Raw genomic sequence first — 15897 nt, forward strand, 5'->3', positions numbered from 1 at the left:
GATAGGGGCTGAGCCGACGTGGGCGAGACGCTGGCGGGCGCGAGCGGACGAAAGCGCGCGCGTGCCCAGGGACGTTCCGCAAGAAAGTAAAGAAACCCCAGCTTTACTTTCTTGCGGAATGTCCCCGGGAGATGCGTTCCCGGGAAGCGTCTCTGGGAAGTGCTGCCGTGGGCGAGACGCCGGCGGACGTAAGCGCGCGCTTGACCAGGGACGTTGACCAGGGACGTTCCGCAAGTAAGTAAAGAAACTCCCGCTTTACTTTCTTGCGGAACGTCCTCGGGAAGTGCGTCCCCGGGAAGCGCGGCCGTCCCCGACCGCGCTCCCCGCCCGCGCCTCATCGCGATACGTTGCCGCGATGCGCACCGGCATCAGCGTTCCCGAAGCGCGCGCGATCGTGCTCGAACAGGCTCACGCGCTCGCGCCCGAGATCGTGGCGTTCGAGGCGGCGCTCGGGCGCGTGCTCGCGGAGGAGGTGCGCTCGGATCGCACGCTGCCCCCCGCGGACTGCTCGGCGATGGACGGCTATGCGGTGCGTGGCGCGGATGTCGCCGATGCGGGCGCGAAGCTGCACATCGCCTACGAGGTCGCCGCCGGCGGGGCGGCGCCGCGCGCGCTCGCGGCGGGCGAGGCGGCGCGCATCTTCACCGGCGCACCGATTCCGCGCGGCGCCGACACCGTGGTGCGCCAAGAGGACACCGAGGCGCGCGCGGATGAGGTGCGCGTGCTCGTGTCCGTTCCGCGCGGCGAGAGCGTGCGCGCTTCGGGCGAGGACGTGCGGGCGGGCGATCTCGTGCTCAGCGCGGGTGTGCGCGTGAGCCCCGCGGAAGTGGGGATGCTCGCGTCGCTCGGGCGCACGCTCGTCCACGTGCACCGCCGGCCCACGGTCGCGGTGCTCTCGGGCGGCGACGAGCTCGTCGAGCCGCACGAGACGCCGACGAACGGGCGCATCGTCTCGTCGAACGCCTACTCGATCGCTGCGCAATGCCTCGAAGCGGGCGCGCTTCCTAACAATCTCGGCATCGCGCGCGACACGCCCGCGGATCTCGAGCGGCTGCTCCGCGCGGGCCTCGGCGCGGACGTGCTGGTTTCGAGCGCGGGCGTCTCGGTCGGAGATCACGACCACGTCCGCCCCACGCTCGAGAAGCTCGGCGTGCGCCTCTTCTTCTGGGGCGTCGAGATGAAGCCGGGTTACCCGATCACGTTCGGCCGCGCCCAGGACGGCGAGGGCGCGTTCGTGTTCGGTCTCCCTGGCAATCCCGTCTCGGCGATGGTCACGTTCGAGTTGTTCGTGAGGCCCTTGTTGTTACGACTCGGCGGACGCAGCGACCTCGCGCGGCCCGAAATCTCCGCGGTCTGTGGCGAGCGCTTCAGCAAGAAGCCTGGCCGCGAGCACTACGTGCGCGTGTTCCTCGAGAAGCGCGCGAGCGGAGACGTCGTCGCGCGCACGACGGGCAACCAGAGCAGCGGCGTCCTGCGCTCGATGACCCTCGCCGACGGCCTGCTCGTCTTCCCCGCCGACGCGAGCGAGATTGCCGACGGTGGGCGCGCGCGCGTGATCGTGCTCGACGCGAGCTTCTTCGCGCGATGACGCACTCGCGACTCGCGAACGTGAGCGCGGCGCTGCTGCTCGGCGGTGCCTCCACGCGCATGGGCCGCGACAAGGCGCAGCTCCTGGTCACGGGTGAGCCGGCGGCGACGCGGCTCGCGAAGATGCTCGCGAGAATGTTCGAGGACGTGCTGCTCGTAGGCGGTGACGCGCCCGGGGATGCGCCGGGCAGGCGCGTCGCCGATCTCGCTGGACCGCGCTGCGCGCTGCGCGGCCTCGTCACGGCGCTCGCGGCCGCGCGCGAGGAGCGTGTGCTCGTGCTCGCGACGGACCTGATGGCGATGACACCCGACGTTTTGCTCGCGCTCGTCGCGTACCCCGAAGCCGACGCTGTGGTGCCGCGGCGCGATGGCTACGCGCAGCCGCTGTGCGCGCTGTATCGACGAGCCCCGGCGCTCGCCGCCGCGCAGCGTGCTCTCGCAGCCGAGGAGCTCGCACTGAAGCACGTGCTCGCGCAGCTCAGCGTGCGTTGGCTCGAAGGGGACGATCTCAGCTCGGTCGATCCTCGCGGCTTGGCGCTGGGGAACGTCAACACGCCCGAGGACTACGCGCGCATGGTTGCGAGCGAGGCGTGCGCGTGAGTTGGCTGCGCGCGCGCGCGGCGAGCTTCGCGTTCGCAGCTCGCGGGCTCGCGGCGTTCGCGCGCGAGCCGAACGCGCGCATTCACTTCGCCGCCGCCGTCGCGGTGCTCGCGCTCGCCGCGTGGCTGCGCGTGTCGCGTGCGGACGCCGCGCTGCTCGCGCTCGCGATCGGCCTCGTGCTCGCCGCTGAGGCGCTGAACACCGCGCTCGAAGCGCTCGCCGACCGCGTCGCGCCCGATCATCACGCGCTCGTGGCGAAGGCGAAGGACGTGGCCGCCGCGGGCGTGCTCCTCGCCGCGCTCGCGGCAGCGGTGGCGGGGCTGCTGGTGTTAGGGCCGCCGCTGCTCGCGAAGCTCGGCCTCGCGTGAGCGCGGTTCGCATTCGCCCTTACTCGCTCGGCGACGCGGAAGCGCTTTGCGACGCGGTGCTCGAGTCGCGCGCGCAGCTCTCGCAGTGGATGGACTGGGCGCATCCCGCGTACTCGATCGCGGACTCACGTCCCTGGGTGGAGGCGAGCGTGGAGAAGTTCGCGGCGGGCACGGAGCTCAACTTCGTGATCGAGTCGGACGCGGGCCGCTTTCTCGGTGGCTGCGGCCTGAACGACTTCACCCCGGGTGGGCCGCGCGCGAATCTCGGCTACTGGGTGCGCAGCTCAGCGACGAGGGGCGGGGTGGCGAGCGCGGCGGCGCGGCGACTCGCAGCGTGGGCGTGGGAGAGCACGAACCTCGTGCGGCTCGAGGTGCTCGTCGCAGTCGGCAACCTCGCGTCGCTGCGCGTCGCGGAGAAGATCGGCGCGCAGCGGGAGGGCGTGCTTCGCAAGCGAGTCGCTGCGCACGGCACGCTGCACGATGCGGTGATGCACTCGCTGATCAGGCCGGCTTGTTAGGTCAGAACCGCAGCGTCCAGGAGACCTTGCCCGTCAGCCCCGTGCTCTGGAAGCGGAAGTCGTGGCCGCTCACGTCGACGCCTTGGTTCCACACGAACGCGAACTCCTGGCCCGGCTGATAGATCCAGCGCACCCGGCTGTTCCAACCCACGGTGTCGCTCAGGTTGTCGTACTGGACGAACGTGTCCCAATTGAGGTCGGGGCTGAGGATCACCTGCGCGCGCAAGCGCACGAGGCGCTGCGTGAAGTCGCCCTGACACGCGGCGCCGCTGCACGTGGCGAGGTCCGCGAAGCTCGCGGGCAGGTCGGCCTTGTTCTCGATGTATTCGAGCTGCCCGAAGAAGTGTTTGCTCGCGCGCCACTCGAGCGTGGCTTCGATCGAGTGCAGCGTGCCGTCGAAGAAGTCGCCGTACGAGTAGTCGACGAACGCGGCGAACGGGCGCGAGGGCGCGGTGCCGAAGCCGATCTGCCCGCGGCCCCAGTCGTACCGCTCACCCCCGTTCGGGTCGCCGAACACGAGCACGCCGGGTGCGATGAAGAACGACTCGAACAAGATCTCGCTGCGCGCTTCCGCGCCGACATAGATGTAGTCGTCGAGCTGGTTGTGAATCTCGATGAAGGTGGGGTTGAGGATCAGCGTCTCGAGCTTGCCGTCGGTGTTCTGGACGAGCTGGCCGTTGAGGTATGTCTCGAAGAAGCGAATGCGGCCGGCGGCGGGCCGCCAGCGCCGCGCGAAGTTCCACGAGAACTGCTCGACGCCGGGGCGGTTGATGAAGCCGAGCTTCGGGTCGTAGTCCTCGCCCACGTGGGACCACGACACGTCGGCGAACCAGGTGTCGTTCGGGTAGCGGAAGCGCAGGCCGTAAGCGTCGTCGTCGCCGCGCACGCCGGGCGTGAACGTGTGCAGCATGAAGCCCATCAGCTCGATGTTGTTGCCCTTGATCAGCTCGTGTGAGCGCAGGCGGAAGTCGCCGCCGATCGTCGTGCCATCGCCCGAGCTGTTCGGGTCGCCGTTGGTCGCGATGAGGCCGATGGTGGACGCGCTGCCGACGTTCACCTTGGCGCGCGCGACCGCGAGGTTCTTGTGCCCGATGTCGTCGGGGTCTTCCATCTGCACGTCGAGCACGCCGAAGTTGAGGCGCCCGACGCGGCCGGTGACTTTCGCGCCCGCGCGGATGTCGACGATCTCGCCGCCCTGATAAATGCCGATCTTCCGCGTGAAGAACGGCATGCCGTTCGGGTTCGAGATCTCCATGAAGTTGACTTGTTCGCCGAGGCCGCCGAAGTCGAAGATGCCCGCGTCCTGCAGGAAGAAGTCGCGCGTCTCGGGGAAGAACAGTGCGAAGCGGTCGAGGTTCACTTGGCGCGCGTCGACTTCGGCATCGGAGAAGTCGGTGTTGAAGGTGAGCGCGCCGGTGACCGAGGGCGTGAGCTTGTAGAACACGTCGAGCGTGGGATCGACGGTCGAGTAGTAACGGTGATCGACGCTCGCCGACCCGTCCGTGGCGAGCGTGCGCTGGCGCTCGCGGAAGCCGCCGATCGCGCCGCCGGGCACGACGTCGAGGCCGATGCCGCCGATGTCGCCCGTGATGCCTTCGAGCGTGCCCGCCTCGGACATGTCGGGCGGGAACTTGTTGATGCGCCACGAGGCCCAGCGGCTCTCTTCGTTGAGGCGCCGGATGCTGCGTGAGACGTTGAAGCCCCAGCTCGTCTTCTTGGGATCGAACGCCAGCGACTGGAACGGGAACGCGAACTCGCAGGTCCAGCCTTCCGCGTCGACTCTGGCCTTCGCGTACCAGATGCCGTCCCACTCGACCTTCGGCGGCTGGTTGTTCTCGATGATGCCTTCGTACCGCGCCGAGTTCGGATTGGTCGAGAACATGTATCCGTTCCGCTTGTCGTGGAACGTGTCGATCGTGATCAGGATGCGGTCGTCGGGGCGCTGGCTCGTGTCGCGCCGCATCGTCTTCATGATCAGCTTCTCGGGCTCCGGGTCCCACGCGCGCACCGAGACGTAGAAGAACTCGTCGTCGAACAGCACCTTCACGTCGGTGGGGTAGGTGGGCTCCGCGCCCTCGTACGGCTGCTGCTGCGTGAACGGCCCGAGCGCGGTCGCGTGCTGCCACGCGGCGTCGCTGAGCCGCCCGTCGATCTTCGGCGGCTTCACGCCGGCGGGCAGCTTCGTGAGCTGCGCCTTCGGCGACATCTCGCGATTCGGCGCCAGCGGCGGCCGCTGCGGCGCCTGCGCGAGGGCGGCGCTCGCCAATAACAACACGGCCGCGGCGAGGGCTCGCATCAGAAGCGGAAAGTCCACGCCAGCTTGCCAGTGAGGCCCGTGTTCGTGAAGCGGAAGTCGTGTCCCGTCACGTCCACCGCTTGATTCCACACGAACGTGAGGTCGTTGCCCGGTTGAATGATCCACCTCACGCGACTGTTCCAACCCACGCTGTCGGTGAGGTTGTCGTATTGGACGAACGTGTCCCAGCTCAGGTCGGGCGTGAAGATGTACTGGGCGCGGATGCGTACCAGACGCTGCGTGAAGTCGCCCTGACACGCGGCGCCTGCGCAGGCGTTCGGACCGGTCGTGACCGCGAAGCTCTCGGGCAGATCGGCCTTGTTCTCGACGTACTCGAGCTGGCCAAAGAAGTGCTTGCTGAGGCGTAGCTCGAGGTTGCCCTCGATCGAGTGCAGCGTGCCCCCGAAGAAGCCGCCATACGAGTACTTGAAGAACAGCGCCGCTGGACGCGACTGCGCCATGCCGAGGATCAGCTGGCCGCGTCCCCAGTCGTAGCGCCGTCCGGCTGCCGTCCCCGGGATCACGATGCCCGGTGCGATCGGGAACGGGCGGAACAACACCTCGCTGCGCGCTTCGCCCGCGACGCCGACGTAGTCGTCGAGCGCGCTGTGCACTTCGACGAACGTCGGGTTGATGATCAGCGTCTCCAGGTGCCCGTCGAGGTTTTGTGCGAGCTGGCCGCGCAGCAGGCTGTCGTAGTAACGCACGCGTCCGCGCGAGGGGCGCCAGCGGCGGCGCGTCGTCAGACGGAAGTGATCGACGCCTTGGCGATTCACGAAGCCGAGCCGCGGATCGAAATCCTCGCCGACGCGCGACCACGACGCGTCCACGAACCAGGTGTCGTTCGGGTAGCGGAGCCGCAGGCCGAACGCCTGATCGTTCACGCGCTCGTCGCCGAGCCTGCGGAACTCGCGCGACTCGGCCGAAGTCTCGGTGTGCTGCGCCCAGCCGATGAGCTCGAGGATGTTGTTGCCGCGCACGTGGCTGGAGCGCAGGCGGAAATCGGCGCCGAACGTGGCGCCGGCGCCGGGCGTCAGGGGGTCGCCGTACGTCGCGATGAAGCCCACGGTCGACTCCGCGCCGACGTTCACCTTCGCACGGCCGACCGAGAGGTTCTTGTGCCCGATGTGGTCGGGGTCTTCCATCTGCACGTCGAGCAGGCCGAAGTTGAGGCGCCCGACGCGGCCGGTGACCTTCGCGCCGGCGCGAATGTCGACGATCTCGCCTCCGGTGTAGATGCCGATCTTGCGCGTGAAGAACGGCATGCCGTTCGTGTCCGCGAACTCGTTGAAGCTGACCTGCTCGCCGATGCCGCCGAAGTCGAAGATGCCCGCGTCTTGCAGGAAGAAGTCGCGCGTCTCGGGGAAGAACAGCGCGAAGCGATCGAGGTTCACCTGACGCGCGTCGATGTCGGCGTCGGAGAAGTCGGTGTTGAAGGTGAGCGCGCCCGTCACCGAGGGCGTGAGCTTGTAGAAGACGTCGAGGCCGGGATCGAGCGTCGAGTAGTAACGGTGCTCGACATCACCTGTTAGGGGGTCGCGTTGGCGCTCGCGGAAGCCGCCGATCGCGCCGTAGGGGATGACGTCGAGCTCGAAGCCGAGCTCGACGGGCTCGTCGCCGGTGAGCGTCCCGGCCTCGCTCTGGTCCAGCGGGAACTTGTTCTGCCGCCACGAAGCCCAGCGGCTCTCTTCGTTGATGCGCCGCACCGTGCGGGCGACGTTGAAGCCCCAGCTCCGCGTGTCGGGATTGAACGACAACGTCTGCAGCGGGAACGCGAACTCGCAGGTCCAGCCCTCGGCGTCGACTCGCGCCTTCGCGAACCAGATGCCGTCCCACTCTTGACGAACGCTCTGGTTGTTCTCGATCAGCGCGTCCCAGCGCGCGCCATTCGGATTCGTCGAGAACATGTACCCGTTGCGCTTGTCGTGGAACGTGTCGAGCGTGATGAGGATGCGGTCGTCGGGCCGCTGGCTCGTGTCGCGCCGCATCACCTTCGCGATCAGCTCCTCGGGCTCCGGATCCCACGCGCGCACGGCGACGTACGCCGTGTCGTTGTCGTACAGCACCCAGACATCGGTGGGATACGTCGGCTCGGCGCCTTCGTGCGGCGTCTGCTGGGTGAGCGGGCCGAGCTTCGTCGCGTGCTGCCACGCCGCGTCGTTGATGCGTCCGTCGATCTTCGGCGGCTTCACGCCCTCCGGCAGCTTCGTCAGCTGCGCGCTCGGCGACATCTCGCGGTTCGGCGCGAGCGGGTAGGCAGGCGCGGGTGTCTCGCCCAGCGCGGACATGGCGCAGAGTGCGAGCGCCGCCGCGAGTGCGAAAGCCGCACACGCGGCGCGGACGCCGCTCTCTGGCCGAATCCGCATCCGGGCGACTCGTCAGAGCCGCTCGATGATCGTGCCGGTGCCGAGGCCGCCGCCGCAGCACATCGAGATGAGGCCGTAGCGGCCCTTCGTGCGCTCGAGCTCGTGTAGCGCGCTCGTGATCAGGCGATCTCCCGTCGCGCCGGTCGGGTGACCGAGCGCGATCGCGCCGCCGTTCGGGTTCACGCGCGCCTCGACGGGCTTGCACTCCTTCTGCCACGCGAGCACCACCGACGCGAACGCCTCGTTCACCTCGTACACGTCCATGTCCTCGATGCGCAGCTTCGTGCGGTCGAGCAGCTTGCGCGTCGCCGGGATCGGGCCCTTCAGCATCGTCTCGGGATCGACGCCCACGATCGTCGAGTAGACCATGCGCGCGCGAGGCTTCAGCCCGAGTCGCTTCACGCCCGCCTCGCTCGCGAACAGCACCGCAGACGCGCCGTCGGTCACCTGCGAGCTCGTGCCCGCGGTGTGCAGGCCGCCCTCCATCACGGCCTTCAGCGCCGCGAGCTTCTCGAGCGAGGTCTCGCGGATGCCTTCGTCGCGCGCGACGCGCACGCTCTCGCCGGTGGGCTTGCCCTCGGCGTCGACGACCGGCGCGTCCTGCGCCACGACCTCGCGCTCGAAGCGCCCGTCGGCCCACGCGCGCGCGGCGTTCTGCTGGCTGCGCAGGCCGAAGCGGTCCGTGTCCTCGCGCGTGATGCCGTACTCCTTCGCGATCAGCTCCGCGCCCTGGAACTGCGAGTTGAAGGCGTACTTCGCGAAGTACGACTTCGGCACGGGGCGGCCGAGCTTCTTGTCCGAGAAGTTCGCGCCGAGCGGCACGCGGCTCATCATCTCGACGCCGCACGAGAGCACCACGTCTTCCAGGCCCGAGCCCACGAGCCCAGCCGCGAGCGTGCTCGCCTGCTGCGACGAGCCGCACTGCGAATCCACCGTGGTGGCCGCGACCTCGAGCGGCAGCCCAACTGACAACCACGCCGTGCGCGCCACGTTGTACGACTGCTCGCCCACCTGCGACACGCAGCCGCCGATCACCTGCCCGACCTCGCGCGCCTCGATCCCTGCGCGCGAGATCGCGGCCTTCACCACGTTCCCCAACAGGTCGGCCGCGTGCATCGTCGACAGCCCGCCTCCGCGGCGGCCGAGCGGCGAACGAACAGCTTCGACGATGAACACTTCGGGCATACGAGATCCTTTCGTTGCGTCCAGCGCGCGGGGCGCAGCTGCTGGCGCAGAGAGAGCCGCACCGTAGCCCCTCGCTGCCGCCTCCGCGCCCCGCGCAGCGCGCTCGAAAGCTCCGCCGAACACACCAAAACGAGAGGGAAGCCGCGCACGACTCGATGGCCGACGCGCAAAGGGGAGGCAGGAGCGACCTCGATGACGAACGCGACTCCCAAGCGAGTCGGCCGAGGCCGCAAGCGAAGCGCGCAGCGAGCCGAAGGCGAGCGAAGCAAACGGGGAAGATTCGCCGACGCGCTCCCTGGGTCGCGTTTGCCTCGGTGCATCGGCGCGCGTCGGCGAAGCGCGCAGCAGCGGGCGAGTCTTCGAGCCCGATGCGAAGTAAACGTGGCGAGAGTCCCAACTCGCTGCCGCAACCCGGCAGAAGTGCCTCGCCCACCTACCTATGAATCATCCGCACCTGCTCCCAGGCGCGCAGCTTCCCGCCCGCCTTCACCCACGCCTTGAACACGCGGCCCGCGTCGCGCGCGGGGTTGTAGATGTCCTCCTCGGACTTCCATTTCAGGTTCCCGGCGTAGACGAGCCGCGACCAGTTCGGGAACGAGTACGGCTCGCCGTTCTCCTGGAACGGCGCGGGGAACGCGTTGCGCACGGCCCAAACGATCGCGCCTTTCTCTTCGTCGACGACCATCCAGTCGATCGGGAACGTCATCGTGGGATACGGCGCCATCACGCCGCAGATCCACTGGCGGATCGCCTCGCGCCCCTGCAGCTCGCCGTAAGCATGCTCGACGTAGTGAGAGTCCTCGGCGAAGCAGTCGGCCCACACGTTCCAGTCGCCCGTCTGCGACGCGATGTCGCGGCGGCGCTTGTAGTCCTCGAACGCTTCGAGCAGCTCGGCGCGTGTGTACTTGCCCATGGGTTCTCCCGGCGAAGCGAGCAGCCTACTTCAGGTACGGCACGTCGAAGCAGCGCTCGGGCTCGGTCACGTCGTACTTCGCGAGCGTCGGGTTGTACTGGCGCACGCACACGTTCGGCCGCTTCGGCCACGCCGTGACGTCGATGCGCACGAGCACGAGCGTGCCGGCGATCTCGCGCATGCCGTTGGTCTGGAAGTTCGAGAACAAGCTCAGCACGGGCCGCTCGGCGAGCGTGACGCTCCCGTAACAACTGAAGTTCGGATCCTGCACGTAGTGCCCGCCCGCGATCGCGAACACGCCGCCGCGCGCGGCGAGCTGCGTCGCGCGCTCGGGGTGCCCGGGCTCCGCGGCACCGACGCAGCTCGGTGAATCGCCCGGGCGCGCGGCGGAGTGCCCTAACAAGATGAAGTGCGTGTTCGCGCCGTGCTGCGCGAACGTGTCGCGCGCCCAGTCCGTCTGCTGCTTGCAGTCCACGTACCAATCGAGCGAGAGCGCGGCGAAGCGCTCGGCGAAGCGGATCCAGCCGTTGCGGCTCGGCGCGCGCGTGTCGCCGCCGAGGCCGCAGCGCGCGTGCGCCGCGCGAATCTCGGGGCCCGCGCCCTGCCACTCCGGCTGCTTCGCCGCGCGCGCGGCCACGAAGCGCGAGAAGTTGCCTGCGCGATCGCCGCCCGCCGGCAGCCCGCAGCCGCGCGCGCCGGCATCGCAGTCGTGATTGCCGAGCGGTGCGAGCCACGGCACGCCGCACGCTTCGAGGCGGTCGAACAGAATCGCCGCGTAATCACATTGCGTGCGCACGCCGCGCGGCTGCGCCTGCACCACGTCGCCGAGGTGCAGCGCCGCAGCGATGCGCAGAGTGTCGCGCTGCTCGCAGATCCACTCGGCGTTGCGCTTCAGGCGCGGCAGCTGCCACGGGAATTCGAGCGCGGTGCCGCCATCGGGCTGCGTGTCCACCTCGTGCTGCGTGTCGGGCACGAGCACGATCGTGAAGGCCCCGTCGTCGGGATCGATCGCGGCGCGCGCGGGCGGCTCGGGCTCCGCGTCAGGCGCCGCGTTCGCGACGGCGAGAGGCAGGAGCGCGAGCAGCGCGGCGAGCAGCAGCTTCGGTGTGCGTGTCACGGGTCCTCCGCGCTCGCGCGTGAGACATTTCGGCCGGGCCGAAATGATCGGCCTCGCGGCGCGCAGTCTAGGCAGCGGCTTATGCTGGCCCGCCATGCGCGCTCGCAAGATTCGCTGCGGCTTCGGCGTCTCCAGCTTCGGCTTCGACTCCGCGCGCGACTGGTTCGCCTACGCACAGCAGTGCGAGGCCGGCGGCGTCGACTCGCTCTGGCAGACCGACCGCCTCGTGGGCGCCGACGCGCAGCTCGAGCCGATGGCCGCGATGGCCGCGCTCGCGGGCGCGACCGAGCGCATCAAGTTCGGCATGAACGCGGTGGTCGTCGCCTACCGCGATCCGCTCGTGCTCGCGAAGGAGTGCGCGACGATCGACTTCCTCTCGAACGGGCGCCTGCTCCCAGTCTTCGGCGTCGGCTTCGAGGGCGACCCGACCTGGAAGGCGACCGGCCGCGATCCCGCGGCGCGCGGCAAGCGCTCCGACGAGACGCTCGAGATCATGGCGCGGCTCTGGAACGGCGAGAGCGTCGACTTCGCGGGCGCGCACTTCACTTATCAGGGCGCGCGCATCGCGCCGCTGCCGGTGCAGAAGCCGTTGCCGCTCTGGATCGGCGGCCACAGCCCCGCCGCGATTCGCCGCACCGCGCGCATCGGCACGGGCTGGCTCGGCGGCCTGATGCCTCCGGGAGAAGTGGCGGGCGTGGTCGCCGCGATCCGCGCCGAGTGCGCGAAGCAAGGCCGCGCGATCGACGAGGACCACTTCGGCGCGACGCTGCCGTTCCGTTTCGGCAGCGAGGACGACCCGATGGTGCAGCGCTTCGCCGCGCGCGCCGCGCAGCGAGCTGGTGGAGCCGACTCACAAATCGTGGTCGGCAAGCCCGCCGATCTCGTCGCGCGCATTCAGACCTACGTCGCCGGCGGCGTCTCGAAGTTCGTGCTGCTGCCGCTCGCGCAGGGCACGCGCGAGCTGCGCGAGCAAACCGCGCGCGCGATCGCCGAGGTGTTGCCCGCGGTCGAGAACCGCGACGCAAGCGAAGCGCGCAGCGAGGCGGAGTCCTCGTAGCCGAGCGGAGATCGAACAGTGGCCTCGCTGCAACGCTGGGCCCAGACCGGCGCACTCCTTCATCGAAACGAAACGGAGAACCCCATGCCGATCGATCTGCAAGCGCTCGAAGAGATCAAGCAGCTCAAGTACCGCTACGTGCGCTGCGTCGACCGCAAGCTCTGGGCCGAGCTGCGCGAGACGCTCGCCGCAGACGCCACCAGCTCCTACGGCGGCGGCAAGTACAGCTTCACGGGCCGAGACGAGATCATGGCGTTCCTCGAGAAGTCGATGGCGTCGACGAAGTTCCTCAGCAGCCACACCGTCCATCAGCCCGAGATCACCTTCGAGAGCGCCACGCGCGCCCGCGGCGTCTGGGCGCTGCACGACACCGTGATCAACCTCGAGCAAGGCTGGAGCCTGAACGGCAGCGCCTTCTACGAGGACGTGTACGTGAAGGGCGCCGACGGCCAGTGGCGCATCCAGCACACCGGCTACACGCGCACCTACGAAGAGGTGACGCTGCGCGCGAAGACCGGCGCGAAGGTGACGGACTCGTTCTGGGGGGAGCGCGAGCTCAAGTGGGATGCGGTGTGACTTCGCCTCGCATCCGGGTGGCGGTCAAGGCAATGCCGCGCCTTCCCGCTCGTCCGGACTATCTCCCGGCGCGCGCCGCGTCCACGCTCCAGATCCCGCTCCCCTTCGCTGCGATGAAGAGGAACGCGAAGCAGTAGAGCGCCGCGAGCTCACCTTGATTGACGATGGGGAAGATCGACTTCGGGTTCGAGATCACGAAGGCGTGGAAGGCAAAGGCGAAAGCCATCGTGCCGCTGGCGATGAACGCCGCGGGCCCCGCGAAGAGACCGAGCGCCACGAGCGCGCCGCCGGCAAGCTCGATCGTCCCGGCGCCGTAGACGATTGCGGCCGGGGAGCCATCCGGGGTTCCGCCGAACCAACCGAACAACTTCTGGAAGCCATGTTGCACGAACATCAGGCCCGCCATGAAGCGGAAAGCGGCGTAGATCCTCTCGGTGTGCGGTGCGAGGAAGCCCATCGGGATGTCTCCAGTCGTTCGGTATGGGGTGTTAGGGAGAAGCGGGTGCGCGGGAGCATTCTATGTCGGCTCTGTGGCGAGTTGGCGCAGGAAGTTGCGGGCGCGACGCTGGCGCGGTGTACGTAACCCCGAGGCGTCCCGCGGCGTTCCAAGGACGTGAGGAGAGTTCGATGCGCTTGATTCGACCCAGCCTGCTGCCCGAGCGCGAGGCGACGCCGGAGCGCGTCTACCTCCAGCGCCGCGAGCTGCTGCGCGCGGCGGGCGCGTTCTCGGCCGTGGCGCTGTTCGGCTGCGGCGAGGACACCTCGGCGCAGGCCGCGCCCGCGTCGCCGGCTGCGCTCGCGAAGCTGCCCGGCGTGATCCCCGCGCCCGCGGGCTACCGCACGGACGAGGCGCAGACGCGCTACGAGGACGCGACCGCCTATAACAACTTCTACGAGTTCGGGACGGGCAAGGAAGACCCCGCCGCGAACGCGCACACGCTGCGCATCCGGCCCTGGACGCTGGCGGTCGAGGGGCTCGTCGCGAAGCCGGGCGCGATCGACATCGACACGCTGCTGAAGGCGTACCCGCTCGAGGAGCGCATCTATCGGCTGCGCTGCGTCGAGGCGTGGTCGATGGTGATTCCGTGGGTCGGCATTCCCCTCGCGGACGTGCTGAAGCGCTTCGCGCCCACGAGCGAGGCGAAGTACGTCGCGTTCGAGACGCTCGTGGACGAGGAGCAGATGCCGGGGCAGCGCCGCGGCTATCTCGACTGGCCGTATCGCGAGGGCCTGCGCCTCGACGAGGCGATGCATCCCCTCGCGATCCTCGCCGTGGGCATGTACGGCCGCGTGCTGCCGAGCCAGAACGGCGCGCCGCTGCGCCTCGTGGTGCCGTGGAAGTACGGGTTCAAGAGCATCAAGTCGATCGTGAAGCTGAAGCTCGTGGCGCGCATGCCGCGCACGTCGTGGAGCGACGAGAACGCCGCGGAGTACGGCTTCTACGCGAACGTGAACCCGCGCGTCGATCATCCGCGCTGGAGCCAGAAGAGCGAGCGCCGCATCGGCGAGTGGCAGAAGCGCCCGACGCTCGAGTTCAACGGCTACGCGGAGCAGGTGGCGGGGCTCTACAAAGGGATGGACCTGCGCCGGTGGTATTAGGGAAGCGCGGCGCGCACGCCGCAGTCGTCGCGCTCTCGCTCGCGCCGCTCGGCTGGCTCGCGCTCGGCGCCGTGCGCGGCGATCTCGGCGCGAATCCCGTCGAGACGATCACGCACGTCACCGGCGAGTGGGCGCTGCGCTTTCTGCTCGCGTGCCTCGCGGTGACGCCGCTGCGCCGCGTGTCTCCTCGCTTCGCCGCGCTCGCGCCTTACCGGCGCACGTTCGGGCTGCTCGCCTTCGCGTACGCCGCGCTCCACGCCGCGACCTTCTTCGCGCTCGATCTCGGCTTCGCGTTCGCGCTGCTCGCGGAGGAAGTCGCGGAGCGCCCGTACGTATCGCTCGGCTTCGGCGCGCTCGCCCTGATGACTCCGCTCGCGCTGACCTCGACGCGCGCAGCGCAGCGCCGCCTCGGCCGCCGCTGGATCACGCTGCACCGCGCCGTCTACGCCGCGGGCGTGCTCGCTGCCGCGCACTTCGTGTGGCTCGTGAAGGCGGACCTACGCGAGCCGTTGCTCTACGCCGCAGTGCTCGCAGCGCTGCTCGCAGCGCGCGCGATTCCTGCGCTCCGGCGCGCGAACGCTCAGCGCGCGGGGAGGCCGAGCTCGCGCGCGAACGCTTCACCCACGTCGCAATAGCTGGCGGTGGTCGCGCTCGATCGCACTTCGCGCCACACGAGCGAGGCGCTCGGCTCGTCGGGCGCGAGCTCGAGCCAGCGGAACGTGACGGGGCGAGCGTCGGCGTAGCTCTCGCCGAGCTCTCGCTCGGCGACGACCAGCGAGAAGCCCTTCGCGCTGGGAACGAGGCGGAGGTCGCGCAGCTGGCAGTCTGCTCCGTTCACCGCGCGCAGCGACAACTCCTCGCCTCCGCGTTTCCAGCGCAGCGGCACGATCTCCCAACGGGCGTTCGCGCCGACGCGAACGAACGAAGTCACGAGGGCACTGTGCGCGTTGCCGAGCTCGTGCATCGCGACGATCACGGCGTCGCCCTCGCCGTCGCCGTCGAGGTCGAGCGCGTTCACACCGCGGCGCAGCGCAGTCGCGCCCGTCTGGGTGGTCTCCGCCGCGGCGACGCTGCAGAGCATGAGCGTCACGGCGATCACGAGACGCATCGGCAGTCTCTCCCCTGGGCCTCGGAACCCGCGCACACGAGCGGCGTTCGAGCGCTCAGGGCTGGACGAACGCCACCAGCTCCGCGCACGTGGGCATTGCGGCTTCCCAGCGCGCGACATCGAGCTCGAGGGCGGCGAAGGCGCCGGGCGTCAGGCCCCGTGCGAGGCCAGCGCGCGCCTCGGGTGCGGCGCGGCGCATGAGCTGGCGCACAAGCTCGCCGAGGCCGGGCTGGTGCGCGACGACGAGCAGGCACGCGTCCGCATCGGGCGCGCGGTTCACGGCGCTCAGCAGCTCGCCCGCGCTCGCGAGGTAGAGCCGCGCGCTGAAGTCGACCTCGCGCAGGGCGGGGAGCGCGGCCTGCGCAAGCTCGAGCGTGGCGCTCGCGCGCAGCGCGGTGGAGCAGAGCGCGTGCGTGGGCGCCCACCCGGCGCCGAGCGCGGCGATGCGCTCGCCCGCGCTGGCGGCTTCCCTGCGCCCGCGCACGGAGAGCTCGCGCAGCGCATCGTCGCGCGCGTCCTCTGCGCTCGCGTGTCGGAGCAGAATCAGCCGCCGCATCGCCTTCGCCCTAACTAACGCAAAACGGGACGCCTATGATGGCCAACCGCT

The 15897-nt window shown here is 69.6% G+C and carries 16 protein-coding genes; 8 read left to right on the plus strand and 8 right to left on the minus strand.

Translation table 11 applies throughout. From position 1 onward, the window contains the following. The first annotated feature begins 355 nt into the window (after window positions 1-355). From FJ091_00980 to FJ091_00995, 4 genes are read left to right on the plus strand one after another with little or no spacing between them, the layout of a single operon-like run. Window positions 356-1588 (plus strand): molybdopterin molybdotransferase MoeA, encoded by a 1233-nt coding sequence (locus FJ091_00980; GenBank protein ID MBM4381916.1) that lies wholly within the window; start codon window positions 356-358, stop codon window positions 1586-1588. Continuing rightward, window positions 1585-2187, plus strand: a complete 603-nt coding sequence (locus FJ091_00985; GenBank protein MBM4381917.1) for a molybdenum cofactor guanylyltransferase — start codon at window positions 1585-1587, stop codon at window positions 2185-2187. Before FJ091_00980 ends, FJ091_00985 begins: the two co-directional genes overlap by 4 nt. 5 nt (window positions 2188-2192) lie before the next feature. Next, entirely contained in the window at window positions 2193-2555 is a 363-nt protein-coding gene (locus FJ091_00990; GenBank protein ID MBM4381918.1) for a diacylglycerol kinase, read from the plus strand. Then, on the plus strand, window positions 2552-3073 hold the full coding sequence (locus tag FJ091_00995; GenBank protein ID MBM4381919.1) for a GNAT family N-acetyltransferase: 522 nt from the start codon (window positions 2552-2554) through the stop codon (window positions 3071-3073). Before FJ091_00990 ends, FJ091_00995 begins: the two co-directional genes overlap by 4 nt. Before the next feature lies 1 nt (window position 3074). Here the strand turns inward: FJ091_00995 and FJ091_01000 are convergent, their stop codons facing one another. The 5 genes from FJ091_01000 to FJ091_01020 all read right to left on the minus strand — a co-directional run bounded on the left by FJ091_01000 (window position 3075) and on the right by FJ091_01020 (window position 10950). Continuing rightward, window positions 3075-5369 (minus strand): carbohydrate binding family 9 domain-containing protein, encoded by a 2295-nt coding sequence (locus FJ091_01000; protein MBM4381920.1) that lies wholly within the window; start codon window positions 5367-5369, stop codon window positions 3075-3077. Then, complete coding sequence (locus tag FJ091_01005) at window positions 5369-7657, minus strand: carbohydrate binding family 9 domain-containing protein (protein MBM4381921.1); 2289 nt, start codon at window positions 7655-7657, stop codon at window positions 5369-5371. Before FJ091_01005 ends, FJ091_01000 begins: the two co-directional genes overlap by 1 nt. Window positions 7658-7747: 90 nt before the next feature. Continuing rightward, entirely contained in the window at window positions 7748-8920 is a 1173-nt protein-coding gene (locus FJ091_01010; GenBank protein MBM4381922.1) for a steroid 3-ketoacyl-CoA thiolase, read from the minus strand. 433 nt (window positions 8921-9353) lie between these two features. Next, window positions 9354-9833: a nuclear transport factor 2 family protein gene (locus tag FJ091_01015; GenBank protein ID MBM4381923.1), complete on the minus strand. Its 480-nt coding sequence runs from the start codon at window positions 9831-9833 to the stop codon at window positions 9354-9356. 25 nt (window positions 9834-9858) lie between these two features. Then, window positions 9859-10950 carry a hypothetical protein gene (locus tag FJ091_01020; protein MBM4381924.1) on the minus strand — a complete coding sequence of 364 codons (1092 nt, stop codon included), beginning with the start codon at window positions 10948-10950 and terminating at the stop codon, window positions 9859-9861. A 94-nt stretch (window positions 10951-11044) separates the two neighbouring features. Between FJ091_01020 and FJ091_01025 the strand changes: the two genes are divergently transcribed. Then, the gene (locus tag FJ091_01025; GenBank protein ID MBM4381925.1) at window positions 11045-12007 is read left to right on the plus strand and encodes a TIGR03619 family F420-dependent LLM class oxidoreductase; all 963 of its coding nucleotides are present in this window, start codon (window positions 11045-11047) and stop codon (window positions 12005-12007) included. Between the two features lie 90 nt (window positions 12008-12097). Then, the gene (locus FJ091_01030; protein ID MBM4381926.1) at window positions 12098-12583 is read left to right on the plus strand and encodes a nuclear transport factor 2 family protein; all 486 of its coding nucleotides are present in this window, start codon (window positions 12098-12100) and stop codon (window positions 12581-12583) included. Between the two features lie 58 nt (window positions 12584-12641). On the opposite strand, the gene FJ091_01035 is transcribed toward FJ091_01030, so the two are convergent. Further along, complete coding sequence (locus tag FJ091_01035) at window positions 12642-13040, minus strand: DoxX family protein (GenBank protein MBM4381927.1); 399 nt, start codon at window positions 13038-13040, stop codon at window positions 12642-12644. Window positions 13041-13210: 170 nt separating this feature from the next. On the opposite strand from FJ091_01035, the gene msrP reads away from it, so the two are divergent. Together msrP and FJ091_01045 are read left to right on the plus strand one after the other, a co-directional pair. Next, complete coding sequence (gene msrP, locus FJ091_01040; GenBank protein ID MBM4381928.1) at window positions 13211-14182, plus strand: protein-methionine-sulfoxide reductase catalytic subunit MsrP; 972 nt, start codon at window positions 13211-13213, stop codon at window positions 14180-14182. Beyond that, window positions 14173-14817 (plus strand): sulfoxide reductase heme-binding subunit YedZ, encoded by a 645-nt coding sequence (locus FJ091_01045; GenBank protein ID MBM4381929.1) that lies wholly within the window; start codon window positions 14173-14175, stop codon window positions 14815-14817. The genes msrP and FJ091_01045 overlap by 10 nt, the downstream gene beginning before the upstream one ends. On the opposite strand, the gene FJ091_01050 is transcribed toward FJ091_01045, so the two are convergent. Continuing rightward, window positions 14763-15290: a hypothetical protein gene (locus FJ091_01050; GenBank protein MBM4381930.1), complete on the minus strand. Its 528-nt coding sequence runs from the start codon at window positions 15288-15290 to the stop codon at window positions 14763-14765. The two genes, FJ091_01045 and FJ091_01050, sit on opposite strands and share 55 nt — an antisense overlap. Window positions 15291-15345: 55 nt before the next feature. Next, window positions 15346-15846: a histidine phosphatase family protein gene (locus FJ091_01055; GenBank protein ID MBM4381931.1), complete on the minus strand. Its 501-nt coding sequence runs from the start codon at window positions 15844-15846 to the stop codon at window positions 15346-15348. Window positions 15847-15897: the final 51 nt, after the last annotated feature.

The organism is Deltaproteobacteria bacterium, assembly GCA_016875395.1.
Classification (GTDB): Bacteria; Myxococcota_A; UBA9160; order UBA9160; family UBA6930; genus VGRF01.